Source organism: Parvimonas micra, from assembly GCF_021300775.1.
Taxonomy (GTDB): domain Bacteria; phylum Bacillota; class Clostridia; order Tissierellales; family Peptoniphilaceae; genus Parvimonas.
The window spans coordinates 101,331-116,439 of the sequence record NZ_JAJTJP010000002.1 but is presented as its reverse complement, the minus strand read 5'-3'; the positions used below and the strand labels follow the sequence as shown (position 1 = coordinate 116,439).

Sequence of the window (15,109 nt, the reverse complement as noted above, 5' to 3'; positions counted from 1 at the left end):
TTAACGTCTAGCTATTAGACTAAGATACTTTCCTTATACGTCATCTCGAGCGTAGTCGAGGGATCTCATACTTATTCTTGTTTACAATAATAAGTAAATGTATCGAAGATATATAACAACAACTTCCCCACAAAAAAATCAACGGATGTCCGTTGATTTTATTTTTTATTATTTAATTTTCCTTATAAATCTAACAAATATACAGTCTCTGGTGTTATTGCACCCTTTTCAGTATAAATCTTCCAATCACTTACATAATTTATAGAATATGTTCCCTCATCACCTTCATGTAAATCTGGAATATGATATGGTTCTTGAGTCAATACTGCCTTGAAACTATCTCCTTCCATAGAAATAGCCTCAAACCAAATATGTTCAAGATTTGTACTATCCAAATTACCTTCTTCATCTATTGTTTCAAGTCCTAATTTAATAATAATAGTAATATCTTCATTACTTTCTTGTTTTTTCTTAAGCATTCTTTCAACATAAGAAAATCTTTCTCTGGCTAAATCACTCATTCTAGCAGTTTCTTCTTTACTTAAGAAAAACATTGGGTTATTAACAAACTTTTCTGTAAATTTTGAAGGTAAACTTACAATGTTATTATTATAATCTTCTTCATTTTCATATAGGAAAATTATATTTGTTTTAGAATTATGAGATTCTTTTCTATCTTCAAGTCCTCCAATATTAACATTAGGATAATATTTCAAAGCATCAATCCATTTTTTAGATGTAGCAACTATTGGAGATCTATCATAAAAAATTCCCAATTGTATCTCTTCTTCATCTTCATTAGAATAATTTCCATCTATCATTCTAGAAGCATAATTAGAAAGTAAGCTATAATGTGCTTCGTAATCTTTCTTATTTGAATCTAAAATCTCTATTTCGTGAAGATTACATCTACATAAACCATGAGTATGTAACCAAACTTCATTCTCATCATAAACTGCTTGAACAGTATATAAGCTTGATGGAGCAGGAAGCACATTTGATTTTACTGCTAATTCAACCCATTTTTTATTTAACATTCTTTCAGCACTTTCATCACAAAGAGCAACCATTTCAGGAACCATAGCATATACAAGCTTAAGTTGTAAATGGTAACATATTTTAGCATCTCCTTCAAATTTCATATAAACAATTAAGGCATTCTTTACATTTAAAATCTGTTCTTTTTCTTCTTCTGTAAAATATTGTAATTGCCATTGATACATTTCTTCTGCATAAAAATCTCCAAGATAGAATCTTACATCAAAATCAGTTCCTTTATATGATAGAACAATTTGTCCAGGATAATCTTCACTTGGAAGACTTTTTTCCTTAATTTCAATACCATCTATTGCTTTAATATTTTCAAAAATATCTTCTGTTATTGTGTAATTCTCAGGTACTAAAGCTAACATATGTGAAAATTCTTCCCAATAGGCAAGAGGTGCTTCTTTAAGGCTATTTTCTTCTTTCTTTTCTTTTGACCCATTAAATAATCCGTTAAAAACCTTTTTAAAAAAACTCATTATTTTTCTCCTTTTATACTAATATAATTAATGTCAGTATAGCACAATAATTGAGTAGTTTCAATATTTTTTACATTTAAAATATACTATAATATAACTTATAATTTTTTTAAAATAAAACCAAAGTCAATTTTTCATATACTAGATACTCCTATGCTACAATAGTCAAGAATAAAAAATCTCTACATCTGAGGATAAGTTCTTAAACCTTTTATCAGTTACTATGATTTTTGCTAGAATACAGTAGCTGAAAAGGTCTACATAAGAGTTATAAAAATAAACAAATTCCACTTCTCATACCACCTCTCTTTTTTATTTTTTGCATAAGAAAAAGCGACTAAGATTTCTATTTCTTAATCGCCTTATATCTTCAATATTCAGTTTTATTTAGCTCGAGAAACTGGAATTTACCACTCTTTAAAAAACTGACACATTAGTTACTTTTTTATTTTGCTCTCTAATCGAAAGAACCATTGCCATTACTATAATAATTATTTTACAAGCATAAGTTATATTTTGATTACCACCTACTGCTAATTGTGAGAAAACATTTATTAACGAATGTGTCATCACACATATCCACAAACTATTTGACTTTATAAATAATGCGGATAAAATAAAGCAATTAGTTAACAATCCAAGCAAAAATCCAAACACTTGTACTTGTGGCAATGTTCCTTCAATGTAGAAATAAGAAAAATGCCATATTCCCCATAGAACAAAAGTAATTAAAGTTGAACTAATATAACTATGGCGTTCCATCATAATTGGTTGAAAAATATATCTCCACCCTACTTCTTCAATCCCACCAAAAAGGATTGCTTTAAGAAATAAGATAATAGGAATATACCACGTATTCAATGCTAATTTTCCATCAAATGCAACATAGCAAAAATCCAAAAGCAAGAACACAATAACGAGTAAATAACTGCTGATGTTTTGCTTTATATCGAAAAAATCCTTTAATATTTCCTTCGTACTGTACTTTTTGTATCTAAGTGCAATAATAGTTCCCCATAGAACAGATGAAACTCCACCTATTCCAATAGCAACCATTCCCATTGGCATCGTATAATCTACAACAATACCCAAGTTACGCAATATAAAAACTATAATACATATCATCCATATTTGCCCTAAGGTTCCTAATAAATAAATAAAAATCGCCTTTTTTCGACTCATAAATTTTCTCCTAAATTCTAATTTGTCTACACCGCTTTAATCTTCTCATTTATCAATTCAATAAATGCTATCACAGTTGCTCCTATCATCGGAAGCCCATAAGGACTAAATAGAAAACCGATGACCAAGCCCGATTACATATTACATGTTATCCTCGAATAAAAGAATCTAACTCCTCAAATAAACAGAACACCATAATGATATACAGTAATACTGTTCATATACCAAATAGGAATATCATGAAAGCCGTCAAAATTGATAACTACTTCAATTATTATAGCATAAATATCCTTAAAAATCTTTCGTTAAATCTTTTACTTCTATCAAAATATTCCTCACAATAAAAAAATCAACGGGTGTCCGTTGATTTTTTGTATTATACATTCATTTCTTCTCTAAACTTTGCAAGTGCCTTTTTTTCGAGACGGCTTACTGTCATCTGTGAAATGTTTAGCTCTTTTGCAAGAGCAACTTGTGTTTTTTGTTCAAAATATCTTCCAAGTATTATTTGCTTTTCAACTTCGGATAATTTGTCTAAAGTTTTTCTGATAAAGTCTTGATTATCGATAAAATCATATTCTTTATCATCTTCTCCAACGACATCAATTAAGTTTGTATCCTTGTCTTCACTATCTGAATTTTCAAAACTTTGGTCTAATGATTGAGGTGTATAAACCTTACTAGCTTCCATAATTTCCAACACTTCTTCTTCAGAAAGTTCTACATAATCTGCAATATCTTTAATTGTTGGAGTTCTTCCAAGCTCTTGTGTTAAATGATATTTTGCATTATTAACTTTTTTAGAGTTCTCCTGTATTCTTCTTGGAACACGAATTACCCAACCTTTATCTCTGAAATATCTCTTTATCTCTCCGACAATAGTCGGCATTGCGAAACTTGAAAATTCAAAACCTTTTGAAATATCATATCTATCTATGGCGTAAATTAAGCCAAGACTTGCAACTTGGAATAAATCATCATAATCAATTCCACGATTTACATATTTTTTAGCTAAAATTTCAGCCATATATAGATTTTTTTCAATTAATTTATCTCTAAGTTCTGGTGTGGGATTTTCAAAATACTCTTTAAAAAGAGCTTTTATTTGTTCTGAGTCCGGTTTGTTATATCCCTTTTTCATAGCCCTATCCTTTGTTTTTAACTAAAAGTACACTTTTTTCCTTAAATTCTATTTTATCAACTAAATTTTCTAAAATTAATAAAGCAAATTTATTTTCTTCTTTTTGCTGAATTTCAGAAATAGATACATCTGGTAATACTTCAATTTCAATTTTATCTTCAATAACAGCAATGCTGATTTCAAAAAAACTACTTTCATCAACAAATAAGTTCATAACTTCAGAAATTGAAACTTTTAAATCTTCGATACATTCAATATCCATGGCTATTGTATTAGCTATGGATGAGATTGAAAGTCTAACTGTTGAAATATATTTTTTTTCTGAAGGAATTTTTACAAATATCTTATCCATAATTACTCCTCAATATCAAATACTTTGTCTAAATCAGTTATTAGAAAAATCTTCTTAATATGTGGTTTTAATCCTTTAATAACAAGTTTTTCTCCATTTTCTTTTAAGTTCTTGTAAATACTTACAAAAGCTCCAAGTCCTGTTGAATCAATATATGATAGGTTATCACAATTTACTACTATATTTTTAATTCCTTTAACGGAATTTACTTTATCTTTAAAAGCCTGATTAGAATTTATATCTAAATCACCTTGTAAATCGACAAATAGTTTTTCTCCTTCTTGTCTTAAATCAACTTTTAATTCCATAATATCTCCTTATTCAACATCATTTACATATTTTGCAACTGCAACGATCTTGTCATCTTCTTTATTTACATCTTTAATTATAACTCCTTGTGTATCTCTACCTTTAACAGGAATATCCTTAACAAGAAGTCTTATAATTCCGCCACTTTGTGAAAGAACTATAACTTCGTCACTTGGATTTACAATTTTTGATGAAACAACATACCCTGTTTTATCAGTTACTTTATAAGTTTTAACACCTTTTCCGCCTCTATTTTGTACTTTGTAACTTGAAGTAAGAGTTCTCTTACCATAACCAAATTCAGAAAATACAAGTAGATGCTTTCCTTCTGAATCAAGGTTCATAGAAACAACTTCATCATCTTTATCAAGTTTAATTCCTCTTACACCTTGTCCAGTCCTTCCGATTTCTCTTAAATCAGAAAGTGCAAATTTAATTGCAAGTCCTTTTCTTGTAACGATTATAGCTGAATCTTCAACTGTTGAAACTCTAACTTGAATTAATTCGTCATCATCAACTAAGTTAATAGCCTTCATACCAACTTTTCTAATAGATTTGAAAAGCTCAACAGATGTTCTCTTAATTGTACCTTTCTTAGTAGTCATAATTAAGTATTCATCAGCTTCTGTTTCTTTAACTGGAATTACTGCATTTACTTTTTCCCCATGCATTAATTCTAGAAGATTTATAATATTTTGTCCTTTAGCTTGTCTCTTTCCTTCTGGGATTTCGTAAGCTTTTAATTTATATACTCTTCCCTTATTAGTAAAGAATAAAATTACACTATGAGTTGAAGTGATGAAAAGACTGTCAACATAGTCATCTTCTTTTGTAGTAAGAGCTACAACACCTTTTCCACCTCTATTTTGTACTTTGTAAGTATCTGAAGGAATTCTCTTAATGTAACCTTGTTTTGTAAGAGTTATTACAACATCTTCTTCTTTGATTAACTCTTCAATTTCGATTTCATCAAAATTAGGTTTGATTTCAGTTCTTCTGTCATCTCCAAATTTTTCTTTAATTTCTAAAAGTTCTTCTTTAATAATATTTAAGATTAATCTTTCATTTCCTAAAATTTCTTTAAGTCTAGCAATTTCTTTAATCAAAGAGTTATATTCTTCTTGTAATTTTTCTCTTTCAAGACCTTGAAGTCTTCTTAAACGCATTTCTAAGATGCTTTCAGCTTGAATTTTAGTAAAACCAAAACGTTCCATAAGTTTTTCTTGTGCATCAGAATAAGAAGCTCTAATTATCTTGATGATTTCGTCAATATGATCAATTGCTTTTAATAGACCTTCAACGATATGAGCTCTATCTTCAGCTTTTTTAAGTTCAAATTTACAACGTCTTGTAATTACATCTCTTTGATGTTCAACATAATGTCCGATTAATTCCTTTAAAGTTAAAACTTTTGGCTCACCATTTACAAGTGCGAGGTTAATTACACCGAAAGTAGTTTGCATTTGTGTATGTTTATAAAGATTATTTAAGATAATATTAGGGTTTGCATCTCTTTTCAATTCGATTACAATTCTAATTCCCTTCATATTACTTTCATCTCTAAGGTCAGAAATACCTTCAATTCTCTTATCTTTGATAAGTTCAACAATCTTCATAATCAAATTAGTTTTATTAACTTGATATGGAATTTCTGTAACTATAATTCTAGTTTTGTTATTGTATTCTTCAATATTTGCAACTGCTCTTACAGTAATTTTTCCACGTCCTGTATGATAAGCTTGTTTAATTCCTTCAAGTCCCATAATATTTGCACCAGTTGGGAAATCAGGTCCTTTAACAAATTTCATAAGTTCATCAACTGAAATATCAAAATTATCAATATATTCGCAAGTTGCATCAATTACTTCATTTAAATTATGTGGTGGCATATTTGTAGCCATACCAACAGCGATACCAGCAGCACCATTTACCAAAAGATTTGGAAATTTACTTGGAAGAACAACTGGTTCTTTTTCGTTTTCGTCGTAGTTTGGAACGAAATCTACTGTATCTTTATTTATATCTCTTAACATTTCAAGAGCAAGTTTTTGCATTCTAACTTCTGTATAACGAGGAGCAGCAGCGCCGTCTCCGTCAATTGTACCAAAGTTTCCTTGACCGTCAACAAGAGGGTAACGTAAGTTGAAATCTTGAGCAAGTCTTACAGTTGCATAGTATATTGCAGAATCACCATGAGGGTGATACTTACCCATTACTTCCCCAACAAGTCTTGAAGATTTTTTATAAGGTTTGTCTGGTAAAAGTCCTAGACCTTGCATTGCATAAATAATTCTTCTATGAACAGGCTTTAAACCGTCTTTAACATCTGGTAAAGCTCTTGCAACAATAACACTCATGGCATATTCAAGGTATGACTTTTTCATTTCCTTTTCGATATCTACATCGACAACATTTATTTTATTTTCTATATCAGCCATTTATTCCTCCTATGCGTCAATATTTTCAACATATTTCGCATTTTGTTCTATAAATTCACGTCTCGGTTCAACCTTATCTCCCATAAGAGTTGAGAAAGTTTCATCTATTGACACAAGTTCTTCATCATCAATATTTACTTGTAGGAAAAGTCTGTTTTCAGGATCCATTGTTGTTTCCCAAAGTTGTGCAGGATTCATTTCCCCAAGACCTTTATATCTTTGAATTCTATGTGAATCACGACCAAGTTCATCTAAACTAGCTTGTAATTCTTCATCAGTCCAACAATATTTTACAACCTTAACACCTTTAATAATTCCATAAAGTGGTGGTTGTGCAATATATACATGACCTTGTTCGATTAATTCTTTCATATAACGATAGAAAAATGTTAAAATCAAAGTTCTAATATGTGCACCGTCAACATCGGCATCGGTCATAATAACTATTTTTCCATATCTTAAATTATCTAAATTGAAATCTTTTCCAATTCCTGTTCCAAAAGCAGTAATCATTGATTTGATTTCTTCATAACCTAAAATCTTATCAATTCTTGCCTTTTCAACGTTCATAATTTTACCTTTTAGTGGTAAAACTGCTTGGAATTTACTATCTCTACCTTGTTTTGCAGAACCACCGGCAGAATCCCCTTCGACAAGGTAAATTTCATTTACAGCAATATCACTTTCTTGGCAATCTGATAATTTTCCAGGTAAAGTTGTATTATCAAGAATAGATTTTTTACGAGTTAAATCTCTTGCTTTCCTTGCAGCTTCTCTAGCTCTTGCACTACTTTGAGCCTTTTCAATTATAATTTTACCAACTTTTGGATTTTCTTCTAGGAAAGTCATCAAATTATCATATAAGAAAGTTTCAACAATACCACGGCTTTCACTATTTCCAAGTTTTGCCTTAGTTTGTCCTTCAAATTGAGGATTTGGAAGTTTAATTGAAACAATACCTGTAAGACCTTCTCTTGTATCATCCCCTTGAAGATTAGCTTCCTTATCTTTAATTAAATTATATTTTCTTCCATAGTCATTTAAAGTACGAGTAAGAGCAGTTCTAAAACCTACTAAATGACTTCCTCCTTCTGGAGTATGGATATTATTGGCAAAAGTTAATACATTTTCAGAATATCCGTCTGTATACTGCATAGAAATTTCAACTTGTGAATCTCCTTTTTGTCCTTGAAAATAAATAACTTCACTATGAAGACAATTTTTATTTCTATTCATATACTCAACGAAAGATTTTATTCCACCTTCATAGTGGAAAGTTTCTGTATAGTCTTCTCTCTCATCAGTAAAAACAATCTTAACACCCTTGTTTAAGAATGCCATTTCTCTAAATCTGTTTCTTAAAATTTCTTTTTCAAAGATAGTTGTATCAAAAATTTCATGATCAGGTTTAAAAGTAATTATTGTTCCATTTTCTTTTGAAGTTCCAACAATTTCAAGTTTTGAAGTAGCAATACCTCTTGAGAATTTTTGTTCATAAAGTTTTCCGTCTCTCTTTACATTTGCAACAAGCCACTCTGAAAGTGCATTTACTACAGAAACACCAACTCCATGAAGTCCCCCTGAAACTTGATAAGCATTGTTATTAAATTTACCACCAGCATGTAGGATAGTTAAAACTGTTTCAAGAGTTGATTTTCCAGTTTGTGGATGTATCTCAACTGGGATACCACTACCATTATCTTCAACACTTACAGAATTATCTTTATAAATTTTAACTGTAATTGTATCACAAACACCAGCCAAAGCCTCGTCTATACTGTTATCAACAACTTCATACACTAAATGGTGAAGTCCCTTTACTCCTGTTGAACCTATATACATACCAGGTCTAAGTCTAACTGGTTCAAGACCTGTTAAAACCTTAATGTCTTTAGCACCATAATCTCTAATTTTTTCTTTACTCATATCTTTCCTTTCTCACTTTTTCCATTTCTATGACATTTATATTCTTAAAATCATTTATAAAAGACTTATCTGTAGTCGTTATAAAGACTTGATTATCCGTTAAATATTCTAAAATTTCATATCTTCTATTTTCATCTAATTCACTAAAAAGGTCATCCAGTAGAATTATCGGTTTAACACCCTTATATTCTTCAAATATATTTTTTTGACACATTTTAACAGTAATTATAATATTTCTTTTTTGTCCTTGTGAAGAAAAACTCTTCGCATCATTTCCATTTAAAACAAATTTAAAATTCTCTTTGTGAATTCCAAAACTTGTTGTCTTGCTTTCACAATCCAATCTATATGTCTTTGTAAAATTCTCTAAAATTTCCTTTAAACACTCAGTTTCACTTTTACTATGATCACTTAAAATTGATTCATATTCAATATTAAGAGTTTCACCTGATAATTTTTGATGAATTGAATTTATTTCCATATTTATAAGGTCAATAAGTTTTTTTCTCTCCATACTGATTTCATAACATAAAAGTGCTAGTTTTTTTGTAAGTGCATTCATCTCTTGCTTATAATAGCTAGATAAATTCATTCCTTTTAAAAGCATATTTCTTCTAAAAATAACATTTCTGTATAAATTCAATTTTTGTTTATATCCCTTTGTCATCTTCATAATGAAGCTGTCAAAAAAATTTCTTCTAAAATTTGGACTTTCAGTTATGATTTTAAGCTCATCTGGAAAAAATCCAATAACATTTGAAAAATCATAAAGTTCATTTACACTTTTAATTTTGATATCGTCAATTTTAAAAACTTTTTTCTTATCTTCCGTATATAAGAAGGAAATTTTATTTTCAAATCCTTTTTCATTTACAAAAGTATCAACTTTTGTAAAACTCTCATCAAAATTTATAAAATCTTCTTGTTTTACCTGTCTAAAACTTGACGCAACAAGAGAAATATAAATTGCTTCGAGAACATTTGTCTTTCCAATACCATTTTTCCCGACAAAAACATTTATATTCTCCTTAAAATCAAAAGAAATATCTTTTAAATTTCTAAAGTTGGTCAAATGTATTTTTTCAACTATCAACTCTACCTCTTTTTAATAATTAAATTTACTTCTTCGTCATCAGCTAATACTTTAACAGTCATTCCATCATAAATTTTTCTACCACGTCTTGTTTCAACTTCTCCATCAACTAAAACTAAACCTTCTGATATAAAGAATTTAGCATCAGATCCAGTTTGAACAACTGCTGCATATTTTAATAGCGAATCTAATTTTATAAATTCAGTATCAATAATAATTTCTTCCATTTTTAACTCCTAATATTGAGAATCTTGTAATAAAACTGGTAAAACTAAATAAGTATAATCTATATTTTCATCTTCTGGTCTAATGATACAAGCACCAGCTCTACCGTTAAATGTAATTTCAACAAAATCTTGTTCTATTGTCTTTAATCCTTCTAAAATATATTTTGAATTAAAGGCTATTTTAAGATTATCTCCCTCTTTTTTGATGTCTATAACATCTTTTAAATCTCCAATTTCAGATGAACCTTCAACTAAAATACTATTATCATCTATTGTAAAAGTAACTAAATCTCCTTTTTCAGCCTTGTAGATAATATTTGCTCTTTCAATCGCATTTATCAAATCACGTCTTGAAACAATAACTTTTGTCTTGTATTCATAAGAAAATAGAGCCTTGTAATTCAAATACTCTCCGTCAATTACTCTAGTTGAAAAGATAGTATTTTCAAAAGTGAAAATAGCACTACCACTAACAAGAGAAATTCCTACAACTGATCCCTCAGGAACAATTTTTGAAATTTCATTTAAAGCTCTTGGTGGAATAATAACTTTTTTCTCAATATCTTCTGAAATTTTAAAACTTCTCTTTGCAATTCTATGTCCATCAAGCGCAACAAAATCAACATTATGATTTTCTATTTCTACATCAACACCATTTAAAACTATTCTATAATCATCAACTGCTGTTGCAAAAATAGTTTGTTTTGTTGCAACTTTAAGTAAATTATCTTGAACAGTAAAGTCCACTTTATTTTCAAAAGTTGGAAATTCTGGATATGAATAAATATCCATTGCAATAATATTAAATTTTGCATTTTCACTTTGAATAAACACTTTTTCTCTATCAACTTTAATAAGAACTTCATCATTTGGTAATTTTCTTACTATATTTGAAATCATTGAAGCATTAAGTAAAACTTCACCCTCTTTTTCTACCTTACATTCAGTTGAAGTTTCAATAGCTAATTCCAAATCAGTTGACTTCAAAGTTAATCTATTATCTTTAGCAATAAATAAAATACCTTCTAAAATTGAAGTATTATTTTTCAAACTTATAGCTCTTAAAGATATATTTATTAAACTCAAAAGATCATTTTGCATTATCTTTATTTCCATAATTTTCTCCTCTTTTCACATATAAAAAAATATATAATTTAGTAGTAATAGTAGTAGGGGCTGTGAATAACTCAAACAACCCAATTTAATATTTAAATTTCAACATTTAACAACTGTATAACTACTGTATAATTTAACTAAATATTCATATACTTATAAACATATTAACAACATAAAAAACATTTAAAAGTTATCAACAACTTATCAACATACTTATAAACAGTATAAGTTGAATAACTAAAAAATCCCTTAAAAATAATATTACTTTTTTGTAATATTAATCCTCTAACATTTTCTTTATATTCTCAATATCTTGCTTTACAGATTCTGTCGTCTTTATCTTTTCGTCAATCTTTTTAACACCATGCATAATAGTTGTATGATCTTTTTCAAAAGCCGAACCTATATTTCCTAATGCACAATCCAACATATTTCTGCAAAGATACATTGCAATCTGTCTTGGATAAGCTATTGAATTAGCTCTATTTTTTGAACTTAAATCAGAAACTTCAATCTTAAAATATTGACTTACAGTTTCTTTAATTAAATCTATATCCAACTCTCTCCTATTTAGTTCATTAAGCTTTTGAGATAAAATTCCCTTAACATAATCAACAGTCATTGGAGCATCTTGTTTCAATTTATAATGAGCTAAAACATTAATTAAAGCTCCTTCTAGCTCTCTTATGTTTGTCTTAATATTCATTGCAATAAATTCAAGAACCTCATTTGAAAGAGTTATCGGCTCATATTTTACCTTATCTTGTAAAATAGCCATTCTAGTTTCAAAATCAGGTGGTTGAATATCAACAGTTAGACCCATATTAAATCTACTCTTAAGTCTGTCCTCAAGATTTTTAATTTCCTTTGGTGGTCTATCTGATGAAATGATAATTTGCTTATTTCTACTGTATAATTCATTAAATGTATGGAAAAACTCCTCTTGTGTTGCAGTCTTTCCTGCGATAAACTGAATATCATCTATAAGCAAAACATCAACATTTCTATATTTTTTTCTAAACTCAGACTCTGAATTCTGATTTTTATCTCTAATAGAGTCGATAAGATCAATAGTAAACTTTTCACTACTCAAATACAAAACTTTACAATCGAAATTCTTATGTATTTCATAACCAATTGCCTTCATAAGATGTGTCTTTCCAAGTCCAGAATTACCATAAATGAAAAGCGGATTGTAAGTACCAGCTGGATTTTTTGAAACAGCTTCAGCAGCTGCCATAGCAAATTCATTATTTTTACCCTTTATAAAATTGTCAAAAGTAAATTTTTCAGAAAAAGCTAAAGAATCATTTGAAGAAGAAATTTTCTTTAACTTTCCTTTCTTAACTGACTTTTCACCAGATTTTGAAAAGAAAGAAGTTTGACCACCTGCATTTTTAATCGCTTCCAAATATGCATCATCAGTTGCTACAACAGGTAAAAGCTCAGTTTTCTCCTGAATTAGAGGAAAAAGCTGATTATTAATAGCATCTTCAATATATTCCTTAAAATTTCCATTTATAAAAGTTTTTATATAATTTGATTGGCAAAGCACCATTAACTTATGATTCTCATAACAAATTGGTTTTAAAACTTCAATCCAAGTTGCAAAACGGCTCTCTCCGAGCTTGTCTTTCAACTCATTGCAAACTTCAAGCCATAAGCTTTCAACAATAATATCATTTTCAAACATAAACTACTCCCTATACAAAGTTATTAACATATTTATCCACATTGAATAAAATTTTAAAAATATTGAAATTCTAACATTTATTAAGTAATTTATAAAAAAATTTCAAACAAATTAAAAAGTTATCCACATTATTTAAAAAGTTATACTGTTTATAAAAAAAATTGTATTTTTCAAAATTTTTTAAAAATATTAAAAAATTATCTCTACATAATAAACAAATTATCCACAATTTTATTCTAGTTATCCACATATTACATTTTTGTAATATGATAAATTATAGAAAATTTTCATAAAATTTTCAAAATTTTAAACATTTTTTCACAGTTAATTATACCAAAAAACCAAAAAAAACTCAAATTTATTGCACTTAAAACACAAAAGTAAAAAATATTAAATATAGTGGAAAAAATACTGTATGTTTAAAAATTTTTTGCACAAAAAAATCCACTTGTAAAATGCAAATGGATTAAAAAACTATTTATTTTTTCTTTTTTTTAAATATTCAACTATATATAAAATCATAGCCACACCAGTAACAATAATTGATAGTTTTTCATATGGTACAAAATTTTTAGTAAAGATAATTCTAAATGGAAGAAAAATCAAACAACCTATCGCAACATAAAAAAATATTTTTTCGGAAGTTGAAATTTTTTTAGAATTTTTCATATAGACCTCCTTTTTCTGATTCAATTCGGTCGAATTCGACCGAATTGAAATTCATATTGTTTAAGCTTTCCCATAAACCAAGAAATTCAATTGTATCTTTCCTTCTCATCCAATTTTTTATTACATCGCTTAGTTCATCGCTTTTATATCTTGCAATATTCGTAGACTTACATTGTCATTTTTAAAGTCTTCATGTAAGAAAAATCAAACAACCTATCGCAACATAAAAAAATTCTTTCAGAAGTTAAAATTTTTTTAGAATTTTTCATATAAAAATTATTTTGAATATTATTGCATTATAAATAAACTATAAATTACAGTCAAAAAGATAAAAATTAAATATAGTATTCTAAATATTTTTCTGGAATTATTCATAACAGTCTCCTTTAATAATATATCAACTAAAATTTACCAATTCTCTTTTCTACTACTTTAACTTAATGATATCATCTTTTATATTAAAAGTAAATAGTTAAATACAAAAACAAAATTATTTTGATTTGGCTAGTTTTGTTGTAAAAAATTTGCATTTTTTTTATATTTTTACTTGACAATTATACTTAAAATAGCTTATAATCTATGGTAGTGTTTTATTAAATAACCTAAAGGTGATTATAATAAGGAGGTGTCATCTATATTATGAAAAGAACTTATCAACCAAATAGAAGAAAAAGAAGTAAAATTCATGGTTTTAGAAAGAGAATGAGTACAAAAGCAGGTAGAGCTGTATTAAAGAGAAGAAGACTTAAAAATAGAAAAGTTTTATCAGCATAGGCCAACATTAGTGTGGCCTTTTCTAAAATTCAGCTTTTTATTTTTTTGTTGAAGTGATTATACTTACGAACCTAAAAATATTTTGTTGTAAGTATGATGAATAGAAAGATGATATATGAATAAGGAAATTAGATTAAGAAAAAATAGAGAGTTTCAAACTGTTTATAGACGTGGAAAGAATTTTTGGAATAAAGATTTTACCATTTTTATTCGACCTACTAATAGGAAAAAAGTTAAGTTCGGCGTTTCTATTACTAAAAAGTTTGGAAAAGCAAATAAACGTAATTTGATTAAAAGAAGAATAAAAGAGATAATAAGACTTAATGTTTGTGATTTAGGATTAGGTTATGAAATGGTAATTTTACCGAAAAAAAACACTTTAGAAATTGATTACATTGAACTTGAGAGGTCTTTGTTAAGACTTATTAATTTTGCTTTAAAGAAGGTTTTAAATTGAGAAGATTAATGATTTTATTAATTAAATTTTATAGAAGATATATTTCAGGTCTTTTTGGACATGGAAAATGTAAGTTTACACCGACTTGTTCGGAATATGCTATTTTAGCATATCAAAAATACAACTTTTTTAAGGCAAGTTATTTAGTTATTTGGAGAATTTTAAGATGTAATCCTTTTGGAAAAGGTGGATATGATCCACTAAAATAG

15 protein-coding genes and 1 pseudogene are annotated in these 15,109 nt (G+C 28.0%); 3 read left to right on the top strand and 13 right to left on the bottom strand.

The genetic code is table 11. The features are described from left to right. Nucleotides 1–182: 182 nt before the first annotated feature. The 13 genes and pseudogenes from LW893_RS03785 to LW893_RS03725 all read right to left on the bottom strand — a co-directional run bounded on the left by LW893_RS03785 (nt 183) and on the right by LW893_RS03725 (nt 13,669). Nucleotides 183–1,523 (bottom strand): DUF4026 domain-containing protein, encoded by a 1,341-nt coding sequence (locus LW893_RS03785; RefSeq protein WP_233055896.1) that lies wholly within the window; start codon nt 1,521–1,523, stop codon nt 183–185. Between the two features lie 417 nt (nt 1,524–1,940). Continuing rightward, complete coding sequence (locus LW893_RS03780) at nt 1,941–2,705, bottom strand: CPBP family intramembrane glutamic endopeptidase (protein WP_233055895.1); 765 nt, start codon at nt 2,703–2,705, stop codon at nt 1,941–1,943. A 26-nt stretch (nt 2,706–2,731) separates the two neighbouring features. Continuing rightward, nucleotides 2,732–2,961: pseudogene (locus LW893_RS03775) on the bottom strand (CD1845 family protein). A 120-nt stretch (nt 2,962–3,081) separates the two neighbouring features. Then, nucleotides 3,082–3,846 (bottom strand): SigB/SigF/SigG family RNA polymerase sigma factor, encoded by a 765-nt coding sequence (locus LW893_RS03770; protein WP_233055894.1) that lies wholly within the window; start codon nt 3,844–3,846, stop codon nt 3,082–3,084. A gap of 4 nt (nt 3,847–3,850) precedes the next feature. After that, on the bottom strand, nt 3,851–4,198 hold the full coding sequence (locus LW893_RS03765) for a hypothetical protein (RefSeq protein ID WP_233055893.1): 348 nt from the start codon (nt 4,196–4,198) through the stop codon (nt 3,851–3,853). A 2-nt stretch (nt 4,199–4,200) separates the two neighbouring features. Then, nucleotides 4,201–4,506, bottom strand: a complete 306-nt coding sequence (locus LW893_RS03760; RefSeq protein ID WP_233055892.1) for an STAS domain-containing protein — start codon at nt 4,504–4,506, stop codon at nt 4,201–4,203. A gap of 9 nt (nt 4,507–4,515) precedes the next feature. Then, nucleotides 4,516–6,945 carry a DNA gyrase subunit A gene (gene gyrA, locus LW893_RS03755; protein WP_233055891.1) on the bottom strand — a complete coding sequence of 810 codons (2,430 nt, stop codon included), beginning with the start codon at nt 6,943–6,945 and terminating at the stop codon, nt 4,516–4,518. Nucleotides 6,946–6,954: 9 nt separating this feature from the next. After that, the gene (gene gyrB / locus LW893_RS03750; RefSeq protein WP_233055890.1) at nt 6,955–8,871 is read right to left on the bottom strand and encodes a DNA topoisomerase (ATP-hydrolyzing) subunit B; all 1,917 of its coding nucleotides are present in this window, start codon (nt 8,869–8,871) and stop codon (nt 6,955–6,957) included. After that, complete coding sequence (recF, locus tag LW893_RS03745) at nt 8,864–9,964, bottom strand: DNA replication/repair protein RecF (RefSeq protein WP_233055889.1); 1,101 nt, start codon at nt 9,962–9,964, stop codon at nt 8,864–8,866. Before recF ends, gyrB begins: the two co-directional genes overlap by 8 nt. A gap of 2 nt (nt 9,965–9,966) precedes the next feature. Continuing rightward, complete coding sequence (yaaA, locus tag LW893_RS03740) at nt 9,967–10,191, bottom strand: S4 domain-containing protein YaaA (RefSeq protein WP_233055888.1); 225 nt, start codon at nt 10,189–10,191, stop codon at nt 9,967–9,969. Between the two features lie 9 nt (nt 10,192–10,200). Next, nucleotides 10,201–11,307, bottom strand: a complete 1,107-nt coding sequence (gene dnaN / locus LW893_RS03735) for a DNA polymerase III subunit beta (RefSeq protein WP_233055887.1) — start codon at nt 11,305–11,307, stop codon at nt 10,201–10,203. A 277-nt stretch (nt 11,308–11,584) separates the two neighbouring features. Continuing rightward, a complete protein-coding gene (dnaA, locus tag LW893_RS03730; RefSeq protein WP_233055886.1) occupies nt 11,585–13,000 on the bottom strand; it encodes a chromosomal replication initiator protein DnaA in 1,416 nt (471 codons plus the stop codon). Between the two features lie 474 nt (nt 13,001–13,474). Continuing rightward, nucleotides 13,475–13,669, bottom strand: a complete 195-nt coding sequence (locus tag LW893_RS03725) for a hypothetical protein (RefSeq protein WP_233055885.1) — start codon at nt 13,667–13,669, stop codon at nt 13,475–13,477. Between the two features lie 639 nt (nt 13,670–14,308). On the opposite strand from LW893_RS03725, the gene rpmH reads away from it, so the two are divergent. The 3 genes from rpmH to yidD all read left to right on the top strand — a co-directional run bounded on the left by rpmH (nt 14,309) and on the right by yidD (nt 15,109). Further along, complete coding sequence (rpmH, locus tag LW893_RS03715) at nt 14,309–14,443, top strand: 50S ribosomal protein L34 (RefSeq protein WP_004832453.1); 135 nt, start codon at nt 14,309–14,311, stop codon at nt 14,441–14,443. Between the two features lie 115 nt (nt 14,444–14,558). Further along, nucleotides 14,559–14,900, top strand: coding sequence for a ribonuclease P protein component (rnpA, locus tag LW893_RS03710; RefSeq protein ID WP_233055884.1), 342 nt, complete (start codon nt 14,559–14,561; stop codon nt 14,898–14,900). Between the two features lie 8 nt (nt 14,901–14,908). Beyond that, nucleotides 14,909–15,109: a membrane protein insertion efficiency factor YidD gene (yidD, locus tag LW893_RS03705; RefSeq protein WP_420094856.1), complete on the top strand. Its 201-nt coding sequence runs from the start codon at nt 14,909–14,911 to the stop codon at nt 15,107–15,109.

Excerpts from the sequence above, each read along its gene's own strand:
- LW893_RS03785 (WP_233055896.1), bottom strand. The coding sequence starts at position 1,523 with ATGAGTTTTTTTAAAAAGGTTTTTAACGGATTATTTAATGGGTCAAAA.
- LW893_RS03780 (WP_233055895.1), bottom strand. The coding sequence starts at position 2,705 with ATGAGTCGAAAAAAGGCGATTTTTATTTATTTATTAGGAACCTTAGGG.
- LW893_RS03770 (WP_233055894.1), bottom strand. The coding sequence starts at position 3,846 with ATGAAAAAGGGATATAACAAACCGGACTCAGAACAAATAAAAGCTCTT.
- LW893_RS03765 (WP_233055893.1), bottom strand. The coding sequence starts at position 4,198 with ATGGATAAGATATTTGTAAAAATTCCTTCAGAAAAAAAATATATTTCA.
- LW893_RS03760 (WP_233055892.1), bottom strand. The coding sequence starts at position 4,506 with ATGGAATTAAAAGTTGATTTAAGACAAGAAGGAGAAAAACTATTTGTC.
- gyrA (WP_233055891.1), bottom strand. The coding sequence starts at position 6,945 with ATGGCTGATATAGAAAATAAAATAAATGTTGTCGATGTAGATATCGAA.
- gyrB (WP_233055890.1), bottom strand. The coding sequence starts at position 8,871 with ATGAGTAAAGAAAAAATTAGAGATTATGGTGCTAAAGACATTAAGGTT.
- yaaA (WP_233055888.1), bottom strand. The coding sequence starts at position 10,191 with ATGGAAGAAATTATTATTGATACTGAATTTATAAAATTAGATTCGCTA.
- dnaN (WP_233055887.1), bottom strand. The coding sequence starts at position 11,307 with ATGGAAATAAAGATAATGCAAAATGATCTTTTGAGTTTAATAAATATA.
- dnaA (WP_233055886.1), bottom strand. The coding sequence starts at position 13,000 with ATGTTTGAAAATGATATTATTGTTGAAAGCTTATGGCTTGAAGTTTGC.
- LW893_RS03725 (WP_233055885.1), bottom strand. The coding sequence starts at position 13,669 with ATGAAAAATTCTAAAAAAATTTCAACTTCCGAAAAAATATTTTTTTAT.
- rpmH (WP_004832453.1), top strand. The coding sequence starts at position 14,309 with ATGAAAAGAACTTATCAACCAAATAGAAGAAAAAGAAGTAAAATTCAT.
- rnpA (WP_233055884.1), top strand. The coding sequence starts at position 14,559 with ATGAATAAGGAAATTAGATTAAGAAAAAATAGAGAGTTTCAAACTGTT.
- yidD (WP_420094856.1), top strand. The coding sequence starts at position 14,909 with ATGATTTTATTAATTAAATTTTATAGAAGATATATTTCAGGTCTTTTT.